This window comes from Citrobacter sp. RHBSTW-00524 (assembly GCF_013747755.1).
Taxonomy (GTDB): Bacteria; Pseudomonadota; Gammaproteobacteria; order Enterobacterales; family Enterobacteriaceae; genus Citrobacter; species Citrobacter braakii.
The window spans coordinates 169,724-184,646 of the sequence record NZ_CP056421.1 but is presented as its reverse complement, the minus strand read 5'-3'; the positions used below and the strand labels follow the sequence as shown (position 1 = coordinate 184,646).

13 protein-coding genes, 1 tRNA gene and 1 other RNA gene are annotated in these 14,923 nt (G+C 53.5%); 5 read left to right on the top strand and 10 right to left on the bottom strand.

Annotated elements, in window-relative coordinates:
• Positions 1-3: 3 nt before the first annotated feature.
• From dppC to HV229_RS00825, 9 genes are all read right to left on the bottom strand, one after another.
• Positions 4-906 (bottom strand): dipeptide ABC transporter permease DppC, encoded by a 903-nt coding sequence (gene dppC / locus HV229_RS00865; protein ID WP_016154902.1) that lies wholly within the window; start codon positions 904-906, stop codon positions 4-6.
• Between the two features lie 9 nt (positions 907-915).
• Positions 916-1,935, bottom strand: a complete 1,020-nt coding sequence (gene dppB / locus HV229_RS00860) for a dipeptide ABC transporter permease DppB (protein WP_016154903.1) — start codon at positions 1,933-1,935, stop codon at positions 916-918.
• A 161-nt stretch (positions 1,936-2,096) separates the two neighbouring features.
• Positions 2,097-3,704, bottom strand: a complete 1,608-nt coding sequence (dppA, locus tag HV229_RS00855) for a dipeptide ABC transporter periplasmic-binding protein DppA (protein ID WP_016154904.1) — start codon at positions 3,702-3,704, stop codon at positions 2,097-2,099.
• Positions 3,619-3,855, bottom strand: coding sequence for a hypothetical protein (locus HV229_RS00850; RefSeq protein WP_137398959.1), 237 nt, complete (start codon positions 3,853-3,855; stop codon positions 3,619-3,621). Before HV229_RS00850 ends, dppA begins: the two co-directional genes overlap by 86 nt.
• Before the next feature lie 419 nt (positions 3,856-4,274).
• A non-coding RNA gene (locus HV229_RS00845) (RtT sRNA) lies at positions 4,275-4,408 on the bottom strand.
• 33 nt (positions 4,409-4,441) lie between these two features.
• Positions 4,442-4,518, bottom strand: a tRNA-Pro gene (locus HV229_RS00840).
• 91 nt (positions 4,519-4,609) lie between these two features.
• Positions 4,610-6,304: a kdo(2)-lipid A phosphoethanolamine 7''-transferase gene (eptB, locus tag HV229_RS00835; RefSeq protein WP_181546697.1), complete on the bottom strand. Its 1,695-nt coding sequence runs from the start codon at positions 6,302-6,304 to the stop codon at positions 4,610-4,612.
• A 210-nt stretch (positions 6,305-6,514) separates the two neighbouring features.
• Positions 6,515-7,717, bottom strand: coding sequence for an MFS transporter (locus HV229_RS00830; protein WP_016154906.1), 1,203 nt, complete (start codon positions 7,715-7,717; stop codon positions 6,515-6,517).
• Between the two features lie 251 nt (positions 7,718-7,968).
• On the bottom strand, positions 7,969-8,670 hold the full coding sequence (locus HV229_RS00825; RefSeq protein ID WP_016157717.1) for an autotransporter outer membrane beta-barrel domain-containing protein: 702 nt from the start codon (positions 8,668-8,670) through the stop codon (positions 7,969-7,971).
• Between the two features lie 159 nt (positions 8,671-8,829).
• On the opposite strand from HV229_RS00825, the gene tag reads away from it, so the two are divergent.
• Together tag and HV229_RS00815 are read left to right on the top strand one after the other, a co-directional pair.
• Entirely contained in the window at positions 8,830-9,399 is a 570-nt protein-coding gene (gene tag / locus HV229_RS00820; RefSeq protein ID WP_047358205.1) for a DNA-3-methyladenine glycosylase I, read from the top strand.
• Entirely contained in the window at positions 9,389-9,829 is a 441-nt protein-coding gene (locus tag HV229_RS00815; RefSeq protein WP_016157718.1) for an N-acetyltransferase, read from the top strand. Before tag ends, HV229_RS00815 begins: the two co-directional genes overlap by 11 nt.
• On the opposite strand, the gene HV229_RS00810 is transcribed toward HV229_RS00815, so the two are convergent.
• Positions 9,798-12,131, bottom strand: coding sequence for a molybdopterin guanine dinucleotide-containing S/N-oxide reductase (locus HV229_RS00810; protein WP_181546695.1), 2,334 nt, complete (start codon positions 12,129-12,131; stop codon positions 9,798-9,800). The genes HV229_RS00815 and HV229_RS00810 overlap by 32 nt on opposite strands.
• Positions 12,132-12,290: 159 nt before the next feature.
• Here HV229_RS00810 and HV229_RS00805 point away from each other — a divergent pair, with 159 nt between their 5' ends.
• From HV229_RS00805 to HV229_RS00795, 3 genes are all read left to right on the top strand, one after another.
• Complete coding sequence (locus HV229_RS00805; protein WP_016157720.1) at positions 12,291-12,953, top strand: OmpA family lipoprotein; 663 nt, start codon at positions 12,291-12,293, stop codon at positions 12,951-12,953.
• 101 nt (positions 12,954-13,054) lie between these two features.
• A complete protein-coding gene (locus HV229_RS00800) occupies positions 13,055-14,071 on the top strand; it encodes a LacI family DNA-binding transcriptional regulator (protein ID WP_005133828.1) in 1,017 nt (338 codons plus the stop codon).
• A 99-nt stretch (positions 14,072-14,170) separates the two neighbouring features.
• The gene (locus tag HV229_RS00795; RefSeq protein ID WP_181546693.1) at positions 14,171-14,920 is read left to right on the top strand and encodes a sugar phosphate isomerase/epimerase; all 750 of its coding nucleotides are present in this window, start codon (positions 14,171-14,173) and stop codon (positions 14,918-14,920) included.
• Positions 14,921-14,923: the final 3 nt, after the last annotated feature.

Sequence of the window (14,923 nt, the reverse complement as noted above, 5' to 3'; positions counted from 1 at the left end):
CTCTTACTGCTTCAGTTTGGGATCGAGCGCGTCACGCAGACCGTCACCCATCAGGTTAAATGCCAGCACCGTCAGCAGGATTGCCAGCCCCGGGAAGGTCACGACCCACCAGGCGCTTTGGGCAAATTGCAACACGTCAGAGAGCATGGTGCCCCATTCCGGCGTAGGCGGCTGTGCGCCCATCCCCAGGAAGCCGAGGGCAGCCATATCGAGAATGGCGTTAGAGAAACCAAGCGACGCCTGAACAATCAGCGGCGCAAGACAGTTAGGAAGAATATTGACGAACATCTGGCGCATCGCACCGGCTCCGGCCACGCGGGATGCGGTAACGTAGTCGCGGTTAACCTCCACCAGGACGGCGGCGCGCGTCAGACGCACATAGTGCGGCAATGCCACGAACGTCAGCGCCAGCGCGGCATTGCCAATCGAGGGCCCGAATACCGCCACCAGCACCAGCGCCAGTAGCAGGCTCGGCAGTGCCAGCATGATATCGACCACACGCATGATGACGTTATCGACAATCCCGCCAAAGTAACCGGCAATCAGCCCGAGAATCACGCCCATCAGCAGGGAGAGCACCACCACCAGACAGCCGACCAACAGAGACAAACGCGCACCGTACATCAGGCGGGACAGCACATCGCGGCCCACATCATCAGTACCAAACAGATGCGCCATGGTACCGCCTTCCTGCCACGCAGGAGGAGCCAGCAGCGTATCGCGGAACTGCTCTGCCGGGTTGTACGGCGCGAGGACGTTGGCAAAGACCGCAATCAGGATCATCACGACAACGTACACCAGCCCAACAACCGCACCTTTGTTGCGTTTAAAATAGTGCCAGAACTCCTGCAGCGGGGTCATGGGCACCGGTGCAGCAATAACTTTATTTTCAGTAACCTGTGACATGATGGCCCCTTACTTCCTATGCCGAATACGCGGGTTCACCACGCCGTACAGCAGGTCTACCAGCAGGTTGACGAGGATAATCATCGTCGCGACCAGCAGTACCCCGCCCTGTACCACTGGATAATCACGGCGTTGTAGCGCATCGATCAACCAGCGTCCCAGTCCCGGCCACGAGAAAATAGTCTCGGTCAGGATCGCCCCAGCCAATAACGTACCGACCTGCAGGCCGATAACGGTCACAACGGGCAGCATCGCGTTACGCAGAGCGTGAATGATGATGACGCGCATACGGGTCAGGCCTTTGGCGCGTGCGGTACGAATGTAATCTTCACCCAGTACTTCCAGCATTGATGAACGAGTCATACGCACAATTACCGCCAGAGGAATGGTGCCAAGCACCATTGCCGGCAGTATCATATGCGCCAGCGCATCGATAAAGTTGCCCTCTTCACCCCAAATGGCGGTATCAATCAGCATGAAACCTGTCAGGGGATTGGAATCATCAAGGAACACCATGTCGCTCACCCGACCGGAAACCGGCGTCAGGTTCCACTGCACGGAAACCAGCATGATCAGCATCATGCCCCACCAGAAAATCGGCATGGAGTAACCGGTCAGCGCCAAACCAACAGCAGTGTGATCGAAAATGGAGCCGCGCTTAACGGCAGCAAGTACCCCCACCGGAATACCCACCGCAACGGCGAAAATCATCGCGCAGACGCCAAGTTCCAGCGTTGCTTTAAAGCGAGGAACGAACTCTTCCCACACCGGTAATCGGCTTTTCAGCGAGATACCTAAATCACCATGCATAACCCCCCAGATATAATGAAGGTATTGCTGCCACATCGGTTTATCCAGACCGAGTTCAGCCAACAGTTGAGCATGACGCTCAGGGGAAATTCCACGCTCACCCGCCATGATCATTACCGGATCGCCGGGGATCATATGAACGAAAGCAAAGGTGAGAAGAGTGATACCGATAAACGTGGGGATGACGAGTCCCAAACGTCGGAGAATGAACTGCAACATAACCCGGATTCTCTCTAATGACGCACGGCCTGGAACCGTGAATCTGTATTGCTCACAAATCTTATCTCCCCCTCCAGCGAGAGGGAGATAAAGCATTACTGTCAGGTGGCGCTACGGTGACCCGACTTAACGGTCCGTAGCGCTGTCTGGCTTGCTTTTAATTATTCGACAGAGACGTTTTCGAAGTGATGTTTGCCTAATGGATCAACCACATAGCCTTTCACTTCTTTACGCACTGGTTCATACACGGTGGAGTGAGCAACAATCAGAGCCGGGGCCTGATCGTGCATAACAACCTGAGCTTGCTTGTACAGTTCAATACGTTTGTTGTGATCGTCGGTCGCACGCGCCGGCTGGATCAGATCTTCAAACGGCTTGTAGCACCAGCGAGAGTAGTTGGAACCGTCTTTCGCTGCCGCACAGCTGAACAGGGTGGCGAAGAAGTTGTCCGGATCCCCGTTGTCACCGGTCCAACCCATCATCACCGCCTGATGCTCACCCGCTTTGGCGCGTTTCAGATATTCGCCCCACTCGTAGGTCACAATCTTGGCCTGAACGCCGATTTTCGCCCAGTCAGCCTGAACCATTTCCGCCATACGGCGGGCGTTCGGGTTGTAAGGACGCTGTACCGGCATGGCCCACAGCTCAACGGTGAAGCCTTTATCCTGACCCGCTTCCTTCAGCAGCGCTTTAGCCTTTTCAGGATCGTAGGTGTAGTCTTTAACGTCGTCGTTATAGCCCCACATGGTCGGTGGGATCAGGTTTTTCGCGGCAACGCCAGCGCCCTGATATACCGCTTTAATGATGGCTTCTTTGTTCACCGCGTAGGTCAGCGCCTGACGGACTTTCACGTCATCAAACGGTTTCTTCTCGGTGTTGAAAGAGAGGTAGCCAACGTTCAGACCGGCCTGCTCCATCAGGTTAATGTTTTTATCCTGCTTCATGCGCGCGATATCTGCCGGGTTCGGGTACGGCATCACCTGGCACTCGTTCTTCTGCAGTTTGGCGTAACGCACGGAAGCGTCAGGCGTAATGGAGAAGACCAGACGGTCAATCTGTGGCTTGGTGCCCCAGTAACCTTCGAATGCTTTATACAGAATACGGGAGTCTTTCTGGTACTGCTGCAGCTGGAACGGACCGGTCCCAATTGGGTTCAGATCCACTTTCTCCGGGGAGCCGGCTTTCAGCATGTTGTCTGCATATTCTTTGGAAAGAATAGAAGCGAAGTCCATCGCCAGGTCAGCCAGGAAAGGCGCTTCCGGGCGAGTCAGCACGAACTGAACGGTTTTATCGTCCACTTTTTTCACTTCGGAGATCAGATCTGGCAGACCCATCCCTTCGAAGTATTCATAGCTACCGCCAGAGACTTTGTGGTACGGGTTCTGGGCATTTTTCTGACGATCGAAAGAGAACACCACGTCATCGGCGTTTAAATCGCGCGTCGGTTTGAAATCTTTGTTGTCCTGCCACTTCACGCCCTGGCGCAGGTGGAAGGTATAGGTTTTACCGTCTTCGCTGATTTCCCACTTCTCAGCAAGGCCCGGGATCACTTCAGTTGTACCGGTTTTGAACTCGACCAGGCGGTTATAGATCGGTACGGAGCTGGCATCATAGGTCGTGCCAGAGGTGAAAAGCTGTGGGTTAAAGCCTTCAGGAGATCCTTCTGAACAATAAACCAGAGTTTTAGCCTGTACGCTTGCGGCGCAGGTCATAGCCACCAGGCTCAGACCAAGCTTCAGCATCCCTGACTTCTTCAAGGAAATACTCATTCTTCTGCTCCAAATGTGATGTTTGTTGTTTTACCCTTTGCAGTGGGTTTGCACCGCCTGGCCTTTTTTGTTTTTTACCCGGCCGGGTCGGCGTTAAGAGGATAGGGATTCCGTTCACATAAGCGACTGAGTTGCAGTGCGGATTCTCCATGAAATGCCCCTCATGCCCTACAATCTGTCAACAGAATGTGAAAACGTCAATACAGGTAACCGTGATTTACACCAACGGTGAGAATTCGCAAACAAAGATTAAAAAAAGTGCAGAAGGACATTTTCAGCAGGGAAATTTGTGCTACGCGCACTATGCCAGAATAAACATCTTCATATTTCGCAACATTTGGTGATTAACATTTATGCAAATTATTAAAACTTTCTAAATTAATGCTGCATATCTGAGCGATTAATGCCATGAACGCTAAAGCGCACAGCGGAAAATGCCAGGTTCAGCCATAAGTAGCGCAAAAAAAGTTTCAAGCAAATATAAAAAAAGGCAATGGAATATGTCACAGAATCGTTAACAGTCAGTGGGAAGTGGTGCACAATTTTTGCAGATAAAAGGAAGGTCAATTTTGGTCGGAGAGAGAGGATTACTCGCCACTGACGTGGCTCGCCCTACGGGCCGTTGCTAACGCAACGTTCTCTCGCTGCGCTCGAGTCGAACCTCTTACCCCCGGAGGTTCTCATCCTCGTGGGTTTCAAATGCAAAAAACCCTGCTCGTTGAGCAGGGTTTTGAATTTGGTCGGTGATAGAGGATTCGAACCTCCGACCCCTTCGTCCCGAACGAAGTGCGCTACCAGGCTGCGCCAATCACCGAATGCGGGGCGCATCTTACTGCTCAGCCGCGCCCCCGTCAATCCCTTAGTATCAAAATGCCATTTGATCGGCGAGAAAGTCAGCAGCCCAATTACTGAGCCGTAACCTTCTTCGCGTCCGGGATACGGCACCAGTTGTTATTCTCGTTAATACCGCCATTTGGCGAGGTATAACCGAGGCAACCCAAGATAGTGTCGTACAGTTCCACATGACGACGCGGCACCTTCATATCAGCTTCTTGCTTCAGGTGTGCAAACGCCTTCGCATGGTCTGGGTCTTCCAGATATTTATCTGACATCCACACCAGCATAGGAACGCGGAACTGCTCTGGCGGAGCCATTTTACGCGGCGTACCGTGCAGGTGCTCACGCTCGTTAATCGACTCACCGTGATCGGCGGCGTAGAACACTATCGCTTTCTTATCCCGCAGTTGATCAAACACTTTGGTAATAAAGTGATCAACATAGGTTACCGAGTTATCAAAAGAGTTAATCATCTCGGCTTTCGAGCAACCGCTATCCACATTGACACACTCCGGCTTCCACTGCGCATATTCGCGGGTGTAGCGCTGCGTGTAGTTAAAATGCGAACCTTTGGTATGCAGAATAATCAGACGTTTGCCATCATCGTCATTCGGTTGCAGAGACTGCTGCATTTCGGTAATCAACAGCATATCGTCAACGTTCTTGCCACGGTTACGCGGCTCTGCGCCAATCTGCTCTCGGTAAGCGATGTTCTCCGCCATAGTATTGCTGTAGAACCACATCTCGCTTTGCATCGCGTAGAGGTCTGTCTTGAACCCTAACTGACCGAGCACGGAAAAGACGTTTTGTTCTTTCAGGGTACGCTGCGGGTTTTCTTCCGCCCCACCTTCACGCACAAACATACAGCGCAGCGAAAGCTTGGTCGCTGTGTCACAGGAATATCCACGGAACGCGGCCAGGTTTTTCTCCTGGGCGAGCCTTGGCGTGGTATTTCGCTCATAGCCAAAAATCCCCATATGGTCCCAGCGGGTGGTTTCGCCGATAATAAAGACCACATAGGTGTCGTCGAGGTTCTTAGGCTCAACATAGGTAAATTTCTTCGCCGGGTTCATCAGCGATTTGTTGTCTGAGGATTCATCCACCTGTGCCCAGGCGTACAAACCCAGCGCAGAGAGCCAGTTTGACGGCAAATAAGAGTTCGCCACAACCCCGCCATAGCTGGGTAAATCGATACCAGTTTCTCGCTCTACGCTTCTCTGTTGCATGCTCAGCAGGCGAATCGGCGCCCACACCATCAGGCCGGCCAGTAAAACTACCGCTACGCTACGCCACCTCATGCCCGGTGTACGAATTTGTCTCATCAACGTGTAGCGGCAGCGGTTACTCCAAATCAGCACCAAGGGAATAATACTGACCGAAACCAGCCACACGATGAAATGCCAGCCGACGACTTCTTTCGATAAATCAATATCCGTGGTCATTACGGAGGCGATAATACCGTAACCAATTACCACGTTCAGGAAGGTCATATAATAACTGGCGCCGGCAGAACACAGCACCAAACAGGTTGCCAGGACACGCCAGGCGCGGCGGCCAAACAAAGAGAGAAGTCGTAGTAAAAAGAAGGTCACCAGCACAGTGCCGGCCAATTCAACAACCGCGGAAAGTCCTTTCCAGACGGTAAAATCGTGCGCATATCCGCTAAAACGACGGAAAAATACAGCACAGTTCATAAACAAACCGATATAGATTGCCAGCAAGAAACTGAGTTTCTGCTGCGTCATCGACTTAATGTATCTCATGCAAACAAACCCTGGAAATCGGGATAAAAAACCCTGAGCAGCGATCAATCAGACCTGACAGAGGAAAAATGCGACAACAGCAGAGGTGAAATGTCTACGGGCGCGGGTAAGTAGACCACAGGAGGGAGCAAAAGTGCTTATAGAGAATGAAAATGGCGCATAAATTTTTGTAAATATATGCGCCAGGTATTAATCATACTACTAATAGATTTAGGCGTGCGCCTCGGTATAGACGCTACGTTGTGGCTGACGAATAGTGGTAGAAAGCGCCAGCGAAATGATTAACAGCGCAAAGATGACGCAGAAGGTCACATAGAACCCGCCAAACAGCGAGGCGATAATGGAACCGCAAATGCTACCGATACCGAAGCCCAGGTAAATAACACCGTAGTTTTTAGCCAGGTTATTCAGACCGAAGAACTCGCTGACCAGTGACGGGAATACGGTGATGGTGCCGCCAAAGTTAAATGCGACACAGGCAATTGCCATAAAGAAGGTTACGTCATTCAGCGGCGCGAACAACAGTGCAGCCATACCGACCAGCGAAACGACCTGACCAATGGTGATCACGCGAATACGGGAGATTTTATCGGACAGAATCCCCAGCACCAGACGACCCGACAGGTTCGCGATAGAAATGACGGTAACCGCATTCGCCGCCGTCGCCACATCCATATGCGCCAGGCTTTGTGCGATATCTTTCGCCACGCCAATGACGTACAGACCGCTCATACACGCTGTCAGGAACATGACTGCCAGCATCCAGTACTGCGGTTTGCGCATGGACTGCGCCAGGGTGTAGTCGTTCTCAACTACGCCATTCTTCGCTTTCACTTCCTGATTCGGCGCATCTTTCATCAGCGTGGAGCCAAAGACGATCATCACCAGTACGATCGCGCCCCAAATCATGAAGGTTTTTTCCAGGCCCACGGTGCTCAGCAGTTGGCTGTCGATAAATTTAAAACCGAGGCTGCCAAGGCCATAAGAACCGATGGCAAAGGCGGAAATCAGCCCTTTACGCTCAGGGAACCATTTTACGCAGTTGGAAAGCGTTAACAGGTAACCTGCACCATCCGCCAGACCAACCAACACACCGGCGCTCAGCCACAGCATAATCAGACTGTTGGAATGGGCAGTTAAGAAGAAACCGACGCCGAGTAAAATACCGGAGGCCATGGTGACGCGTTTCACGCCAAAACGTTCCTGCAGCTTGCCAGCAACGGAAGAGGAAATCGCCAGCCCGAGGCTCAGTAGGCCAAAGGAAAATGCCACCTGACTTACCGGCGCATCGAGCTTAGAAGAGAGTGCGCCATTAAACAGGCTCCAGGTATAAACAGAACCTAAAGCAAATTGGGTAATAATCGTGCCGATCAGTGTTAGCCAGCGAGTACGCTGATAATCAGAAGTTTTCATGGCAGTCTTCCTGCATAAGCAAAATGGGAAATTCTCTGCCAACAACCATACCGAAGCGCTTTTATGGCCAGGAGAAAACGGCATGAAATGCCACCAGGACGGAATGAAATGCCTGGAATGCGGAATGAATGACGAGACAAAAAGTCGGGTTACTGAATTTTATCGTAAGAGTTAGTACACGCTATCGCTGAGGGGCGTGTGATTGTTGATCTCAATATGTAACAAAGATGTTTATATGATGATTGTTTGCGTTAAAATTTGGCACTCACTCCCATGGTGTACATATAGTCGCTGTTATTGGCGCTATTTTCCGCCTGCGAAAGCGCCGCGTAAGCCGCCATGTGCCTGTTCAACAGCATATCTGCGCCAACGGTAACATCCAGCCAGTTACCGTCTTGACCCGCCGCCGTCATGCGACTGAGACCCGACTGCGCTTTCCAGATATTCTCGCCAAACTGCTGGTTATAGCTGATTTGCGCCCACGGTCGCACATCACCGAACTGAGAATTGACTCGCCAGCCTAACGTGCTGACGCTGGCATGCCACAGCGGATCGTTCTGCGTTACCGACGTCACGCTATCGCCAAATTCGTTGTAAGTAGACGTGGTCGAACCGTCATAATGCAGCGCGGCCACCGGACCGGTCATCACCTGCCTTGAAAGCGGAAAGTTCCAGCCCATACTCATGCCGCTGGTCGCATCCATAGGCGTTTCATCCGCCAGATTCACCACGGGACCCGCCACGTTTTGAGTGGAGCGAATACGTTCTTCCAGAATGTCGTTATAACGTGGTTGGTGATCGCTGTCCCATGTATAACGTTCAGCCGTATGCCCTGACATCGCATCAACGATATATTCTTGTTGCCAGCCATATGCTGTATTGATGAACAGCGCACAAACTACGACGCTCGCCAGAGTTAACCTTTGGCGACCACTACTGTTTCTTATAATCATCAACGCGACTCCAGAAAAGAGCCGAATTCGGCGATATTATTGTCATTGTGTGAAGGATATCGGGCCCATCAGGCCCTGTATTAAATATTGTCTTTTTAGCTGGCGCGTCAAGGCGGGCCGAATGAAATTTTTACGCCAGTAAAAACAGCGAGGAAGAATATGCAGCGTTGCGGATGGGTCAGCCAGGACCCACTTTACATTGCCTACCACGACAAGGAATGGGGCGTCCCCGAAACAGATGGCAACAAGCTGTTCGAAATGATCTGTCTGGAAGGCCAACAGGCCGGTTTATCGTGGATCACCGTGCTAAAGAAACGGGAAAATTATCGCCACGCCTTCCACCATTTTGACCCGGAAAAAGTGGCGGCCATGACCGAAGAGGATGTGGAAAGACTGGTACTGGATGCTGGCATTATTCGCCATCGAGGAAAAATTCAGGCCATTATCGGCAACGCTCGCGCCTTTCTGACCATGGCGCAAAACGGAGAATCGTTTAGCGAGTTCGTCTGGTCGTTTGTTGATAACCAACCGCAACTGACCCGCGCCGCCAACCTGAGCGATATCCCCACCTCTACACCGGCGTCAGATGCACTGTCTAAAGCGTTAAAAAAACGCGGATTTAAGTTTGTCGGCACCACCATCTGTTACTCCTTTATGCAGGCATGCGGCCTGGTCAATGACCATGTCACCAGCTGTATCTGTTACCCGGGAGAACAACATGATTCGTGAATCAAAGGCTGACGATCTACCGTCGATTCTGGCGCTGTGGATGGAAAGCACGATCCATGCCCATCCGTTTATCGAAGAACGCTACTGGCGCGAAAGTGAATCCATCGTGCGGGATGTTTATCTGCCAGCCGCACAAACCTGGGTATGGGAAGAAGAAGGGGTGCTCAAAGGCTTTGCCAGCGTCATTGACGACCGTTTTCTCGGCGCGCTGTTCGTCGCGCCTGCCGCCATCAGAAGCGGGATCGGCAAAGCGCTGGTGCAGCATGTACAGCAGCGCTTTTCGTTACTCAGCCTCGAGGTCTACCAGAAGAATCAATCAGCGGTGAACTTCTACCATGCGCTGGGTTTTCGCATTGAAGATGGCGCATGGCAGGAAGAGACTCACCATCCCACGTGGATTATGGGCTGGCAGGCGGATCAAACGCCGTAAGCGTCAACGTTGGTCCGCTGTATTTTTCGAGCCACGCCAGCGCAGTGTTGCCCGCACAGCCATTCCCCAGCTTTGAGCTGGGGAGATCTTTGGTCAGCACGTTAACGGCGCCATTTTTACAAATACCGTTGGCGGCGAGGTCCAAATCAGGCCAGGCGCCCTCATGAATACAGATGACACCGGGTTTAATTCCCGTCGTCACGACCGCTCCCGCCAGAACGTGCCCACGCTGGTTCCACACCCTGACCGTGTCGCCATCCGCAATACCGCGCGCTTTGGCATCCTGCGGATGAATCGTGACGGGCTCACGATCCGCTACCGCATACTGTTCGCGCAACGCGCTGTAATTAAGCTGACTGTGCAAACGGTGCGCCGGATGGGCGGAAAGCAGCTGTAACTGGCCCGACTCGGCGTTACCGAACCACTCATCCGGCTCCAGCCACATCGGATGCCCCGCACAGTCCGCGTAACCGTAACCGGCAATCCTCGCGGAGTAGATTTCAATTTTACCGCTGTCCGTTTTCAGCGGATGCGCCTGTGGGTTACGGCGAAAATCTGCGAAACGGATAAACTGCGCGCTGGCGGCGTTTTCTGGCATTTCGATCAGCGCATTCCGCTGCCAAAACTCGGTGAATGGCGGCAACGTCACCTGCTGGCTAGCCCCACGCTGCCCGGCAATGTTGTAAAAAGTCTCCAGCCATTCCAGCTCGCTTTTGCCTTCGGTAAATCGCTCATACCCGCCCTTCTCCCAGCGTTCACTCAGCTCGGCAAAGACATCAAAATCATTTCGCGCTTCATCCTGCGGCGATACAACCTGCTTCATCGGCACCAGATGCTGGTTGCTGTAATCGCCGGTCATGGTCAAATCATTACGCTCAAAAGACGTCGTCGCCGGCAGCACGATATCGGCATGCTTCGCTGCGGCTGTCCAGAAACACTCCGAGATAACCACCAGCTCCGGTTTTTGCCAGGCGCGAATCAGACGGTTGGTGTCCTGATGATGGGTGAAGTTAGCGCCGCCCGCCCACCACAGCATACGGATGTCCGGGAAATGGCGGTCCATCCCGTTGTGCTGATAAAAACCACCCGGGTTCTCCAGCGCTTCAACAATTCGCGCCACCGGGATTTTATCCACCGCGTCGGTGCCGTTTTTAACGCTGCCCTGCATTGAAGCCAGCACCGCAGCACGGCGCGTGGGGTTGCCGCCGTTGGCAAAATGATACGACAGCCCAAAGCCGCCGCCAGGCGTCCCGATTTGCCCGAGCATGGCGGCCAGCGTGACAATCATCCAGTGTTTCTGCTCACCATACTGCTGGCGTTGCATACCCCATCCCGCCATTAGCATGGTGGTATTTTGGTGAAATATCGCCGCAAGTTCACGTATTTTCGCCGCCGGAACACCACAAATTTCAGCGGCCCATTCTGCCGTTTTTGCAACATCGTCAGATTTGCCCAGCAGATAGTCGGCAAAACGGTCATATCCGGTCGTACACCGGGCGAGAAAGTCCGCGTCGTGCCAGCCGTTTTCCACCAGCGTATGCGCGATACCCAGCATCAGCGCCACGTCGGTCCCCATATGCGGAGCGATCCATTCCATCTTCTCGCCAAAGAAATCGACGCTTTCCGATCGCATCGGATCGATACAGATCAACCGCTTCCCGCTGCCACGCAGTGCCTCAAAGTAAGCGAGGCCCTGCTCGTCGGAGGCGTTCCAGGCAATTTTCAGGGTATTCAGCGGATTGGCGCTCCATAACACCACCACTTCGCTGTTCTCCAGCACCACCGGCCAACTGGTCTGCTGCTGGTAAACTTCGTTACCGCCCACCACGTACGGCATGATGGCCTGCGCAGCACCCGTCGAGTAATCCCCCAGATGCCCGGTATAACCACCCGCCAGCGCCATATAACGCTGTAGCAGGGTTGCGGCTTTGTGTAACACGCCGTTGGAACGCCAGCCGTAGGAACCGGCAAAAATCGAGGCCGGGCCGTAGCTGTCACGGATGCGTTTATGCTGCGTATGGATAAGATTCAGCGCGTCGTCCCAACTGACACGAACAAATTCATCCTGCCCGCGCACACCCTGCGGATCCTCCGGCGAGGCGAGAAAGCCTTTACGCACCATGGGAAAACGTACCCGCGTTTTACTGTGTACCTGGTCGCGCACCACGGTTTGCAAAGAGTTGGGATGGGCGGTGGGCAGCACGCCGCGAGAGGAGAAAACCGTCTCGCCATCGGTTTCGACGAGAATAGGTCCCCAGTGGGCGGCGGTTAACACCGAGTAATGTGCGGGTGAATTAGCCAAGATGGCGCTCCTGAATGCGATGTGACGGCTTATTTATTATGCCGTTCAATGTTACTTACAAATTTCAGAGTCTTCCCTGGAATTTTCTTCATGTTCACACGTCATAATCAACCGCCACGGTCGCTGTGGCAAAGAAGAAAAAGTCATTAAGGAATTAAGATGAAGAAACGTGTTTTTGTTATTGCTGCCATCGTGAGCGGCGCCCTGGCGGTTTCTGGCTGCACAACAAACCCTTACACCGGAGAACGCGAAGCGGGTAAATCCGGCATTGGCGCGGGTATTGGCTCTCTGGTCGGCGCGGGTATTGGCGCACTCTCTTCTTCGAAGAAAGATCGCGGCAAAGGCGCTCTGATTGGTGCGGCGGCTGGCGCGGCCGTTGGCGGCGGTGTCGGCTATTACATGGACGTGCAGGAAGCAAAACTGCGCGACAAAATGCAAGGGACGGGCGTCAGCGTGACGCGCAGTGGCGATAACATCATCCTGAATATGCCAAATAACGTCACCTTCGACAGCAACAGCAGCAACCTGAAACCTGCGGGTGCCAACACCCTGACTGGCGTGGCAATGGTACTGAAAGAGTACAATAAAACCGCCGTCAACGTGCTCGGCTTCACCGACAGCACCGGCAGTCAGGATCTGAATATGCGCCTGTCGCAGCAGCGCGCGGACTCCGTGGCCAGCGCCTTAATCACTCAAGGCGTCGCCGCTAACCGTATCCGCACTCAGGGTATGGGCCCGGCAAATCCGATCGCCAGCAACAGCACGGCGGAAGGTAAAGCGCAAAACCGCCGCGTAGAGATCACCTTAAGCCCGCTCCAGTAACGTTTTGTGCCGGATAATGGCAGCGTCTTATCCGGCATGAAGCACTTGCCATCGTTGATTTTCGCGTTAAGGTGTTGTCACCAAATTTAGGGAAATCAGCGATGAGCAAATCAACACGGGCAACCATCAGCGATGTGGCGAAAGCCGCAAAAACCGGCAAGACCAGCATTTCACGCTACCTCAACGGTGAAAAGCACCTGCTTTCCGACGCGCTACTGGCCCGCATTGAACAAGCCATTGCCGATCTCGACTACCGTCCCAGCCTGATGGCAAGAGGCCTGAAACACGGTCGTACCCGTCTGATTGGTCTGATCATCGCCGATATTACTAATCCCTACTCCGTCAACGTGTTAAGCGGTATTGAAGCCGCCTGTCGCGATAAGGGCTTTACCCCGCTGGTGTGTAACACCAACAACGAAGTGGATCAGGAGCTGCATTATCTCGACCTGCTGCGCAGCTACCAGGTCGAAGGGATTGTGGTCAACGCCGTTGGAATGCGCGAAGAGGGGCTGAACCGCCTGCAACAGTCTGCGCTACCGATGGTACTGATTGACCGTAAAATCCCCGATTTTGCCTGTGATATGGTCGGGCTGGATAACACCCAGGCGGCAACGGTTGCCACTGAACATCTGGTCGAGCAAGGTTTTGAAGCCATCCTGTTCCTCAGCGAACCGCTGGGCATGGTGAATACCCGCCGCGAACGCCTGAGCGCTTTTCGCGCCACGCTCGCACAGTACCCCGGCGTTATCGCGCAAAATGCCGAAGTCCCGCTAACGGACAATACGCAACTGGATGACACGCTGCGCCAGTTTCACCAGCAGCATCGGGGGATGCGCAAAGCCGTTATCTCTGCCAACGGCGCTCTCACGCTGCAGGTTGCCCGCGCCCTGAAGCGCATTGGCCTTAACTGGGGCAGCGATATCGGCCTGCTCGGTTTTGACGAACTGGAATGGGCGGAGCTGGCGGGCGTCGGTATCACCACGTTGAAACAACCCACATGGCAGATTGGCTACACCGCCGTTGAGCAGGTTGTACGCCGAATTGATGGCGGCTCTGCTGCCATTCAGGAACAGGTATTCTCCGGCGAGCTGATCGTGCGCGGCTCAACCGCCCGTTAAATTTCCTTCGTGATGGTGATCATAAATTCGACATCATGAGCTTTTCTTTGGAACCGGTTCCATATAGCGTTATAACAAGAATGCTAGTCTGGAGTTTCCATGAAAAGAAAAATTATGGTGGTTACCGCCGCCTACGGCTACGACCAGGTGCAGGCCGCAGGCGGGCAAACGGCAATGTTGCCCATCATTGCCGAAGCCGGTGCTGACGGCGTCGAAATCCGCCGCGAGTTATTAACCGACGCCGAGCTGAAAACGCTGTCCACAATGGCCTCTGCAATCGAACTCTTCGGCCTGCTGGCCTGTTATTCAGCGCCTGAACCGTTATTCCTTGAGGATGGGAACCTGAATCCCCGACTTCCGCAGCTCCTCGAAGAAGCGCAGGCCCTACAGGCACTGTGGTTAAAAGTCTCTCTCGGTCATTTTTCCCATACCGAACAGTTCGACGATTTACGTGAATGGCTGGACAACAGCGGCATGGAGCTGGTTGTGGAAAACGATCAGACCGCCTGCGGACGCCTGCAGCCGATGCAACGCTTTAATGAAGCCTGTCAGACGCAAAACCTGCCGATATCTCTGACTTTCGATATGGGCAACTGGCTGTGGGTTGGCGACTCCCCGGAACAGGCCGCGCAGAACCTGGCGCCAACCGTCGGATATATCCATGTCAAAGCCGCAGTTACGCATCGCGATAGCTACCGTGCCGTACCGCCTGATGAAGCAGATTCACGCTGGCTGGCGCTGTTAAAAACGCTGCCCAACGATGTTCCGCGCGGTATTGAGTTCCCCCTGGAAGGGCAGGATTTGACGGCGGTTACCCGCCACTACGTCGAGCTGTTACGCGAGGAGTAACAC

Excerpts from the sequence above, each read along its gene's own strand:
- HV229_RS00805 (WP_016157720.1), top strand. The coding sequence starts at position 12,291 with ATGAAGAAACGTGTTTTTGTTATTGCTGCCATCGTGAGCGGCGCCCTG.
- HV229_RS00825 (WP_016157717.1), bottom strand. The coding sequence starts at position 8,670 with ATGATTATAAGAAACAGTAGTGGTCGCCAAAGGTTAACTCTGGCGAGC.
- dppC (WP_016154902.1), bottom strand. The coding sequence starts at position 906 with ATGTCACAGGTTACTGAAAATAAAGTTATTGCTGCACCGGTGCCCATG.
- HV229_RS00850 (WP_137398959.1), bottom strand. The coding sequence starts at position 3,855 with ATGGAGAATCCGCACTGCAACTCAGTCGCTTATGTGAACGGAATCCCT.
- HV229_RS00800 (WP_005133828.1), top strand. The coding sequence starts at position 13,055 with ATGAGCAAATCAACACGGGCAACCATCAGCGATGTGGCGAAAGCCGCA.
- HV229_RS00795 (WP_181546693.1), top strand. The coding sequence starts at position 14,171 with ATGAAAAGAAAAATTATGGTGGTTACCGCCGCCTACGGCTACGACCAG.
- tag (WP_047358205.1), top strand. The coding sequence starts at position 8,830 with ATGCAGCGTTGCGGATGGGTCAGCCAGGACCCACTTTACATTGCCTAC.
- dppA (WP_016154904.1), bottom strand. The coding sequence starts at position 3,704 with ATGAGTATTTCCTTGAAGAAGTCAGGGATGCTGAAGCTTGGTCTGAGC.
- HV229_RS00830 (WP_016154906.1), bottom strand. The coding sequence starts at position 7,717 with ATGAAAACTTCTGATTATCAGCGTACTCGCTGGCTAACACTGATCGGC.
- eptB (WP_181546697.1), bottom strand. The coding sequence starts at position 6,304 with ATGAGATACATTAAGTCGATGACGCAGCAGAAACTCAGTTTCTTGCTG.
- dppB (WP_016154903.1), bottom strand. The coding sequence starts at position 1,935 with ATGTTGCAGTTCATTCTCCGACGTTTGGGACTCGTCATCCCCACGTTT.
- HV229_RS00815 (WP_016157718.1), top strand. The coding sequence starts at position 9,389 with ATGATTCGTGAATCAAAGGCTGACGATCTACCGTCGATTCTGGCGCTG.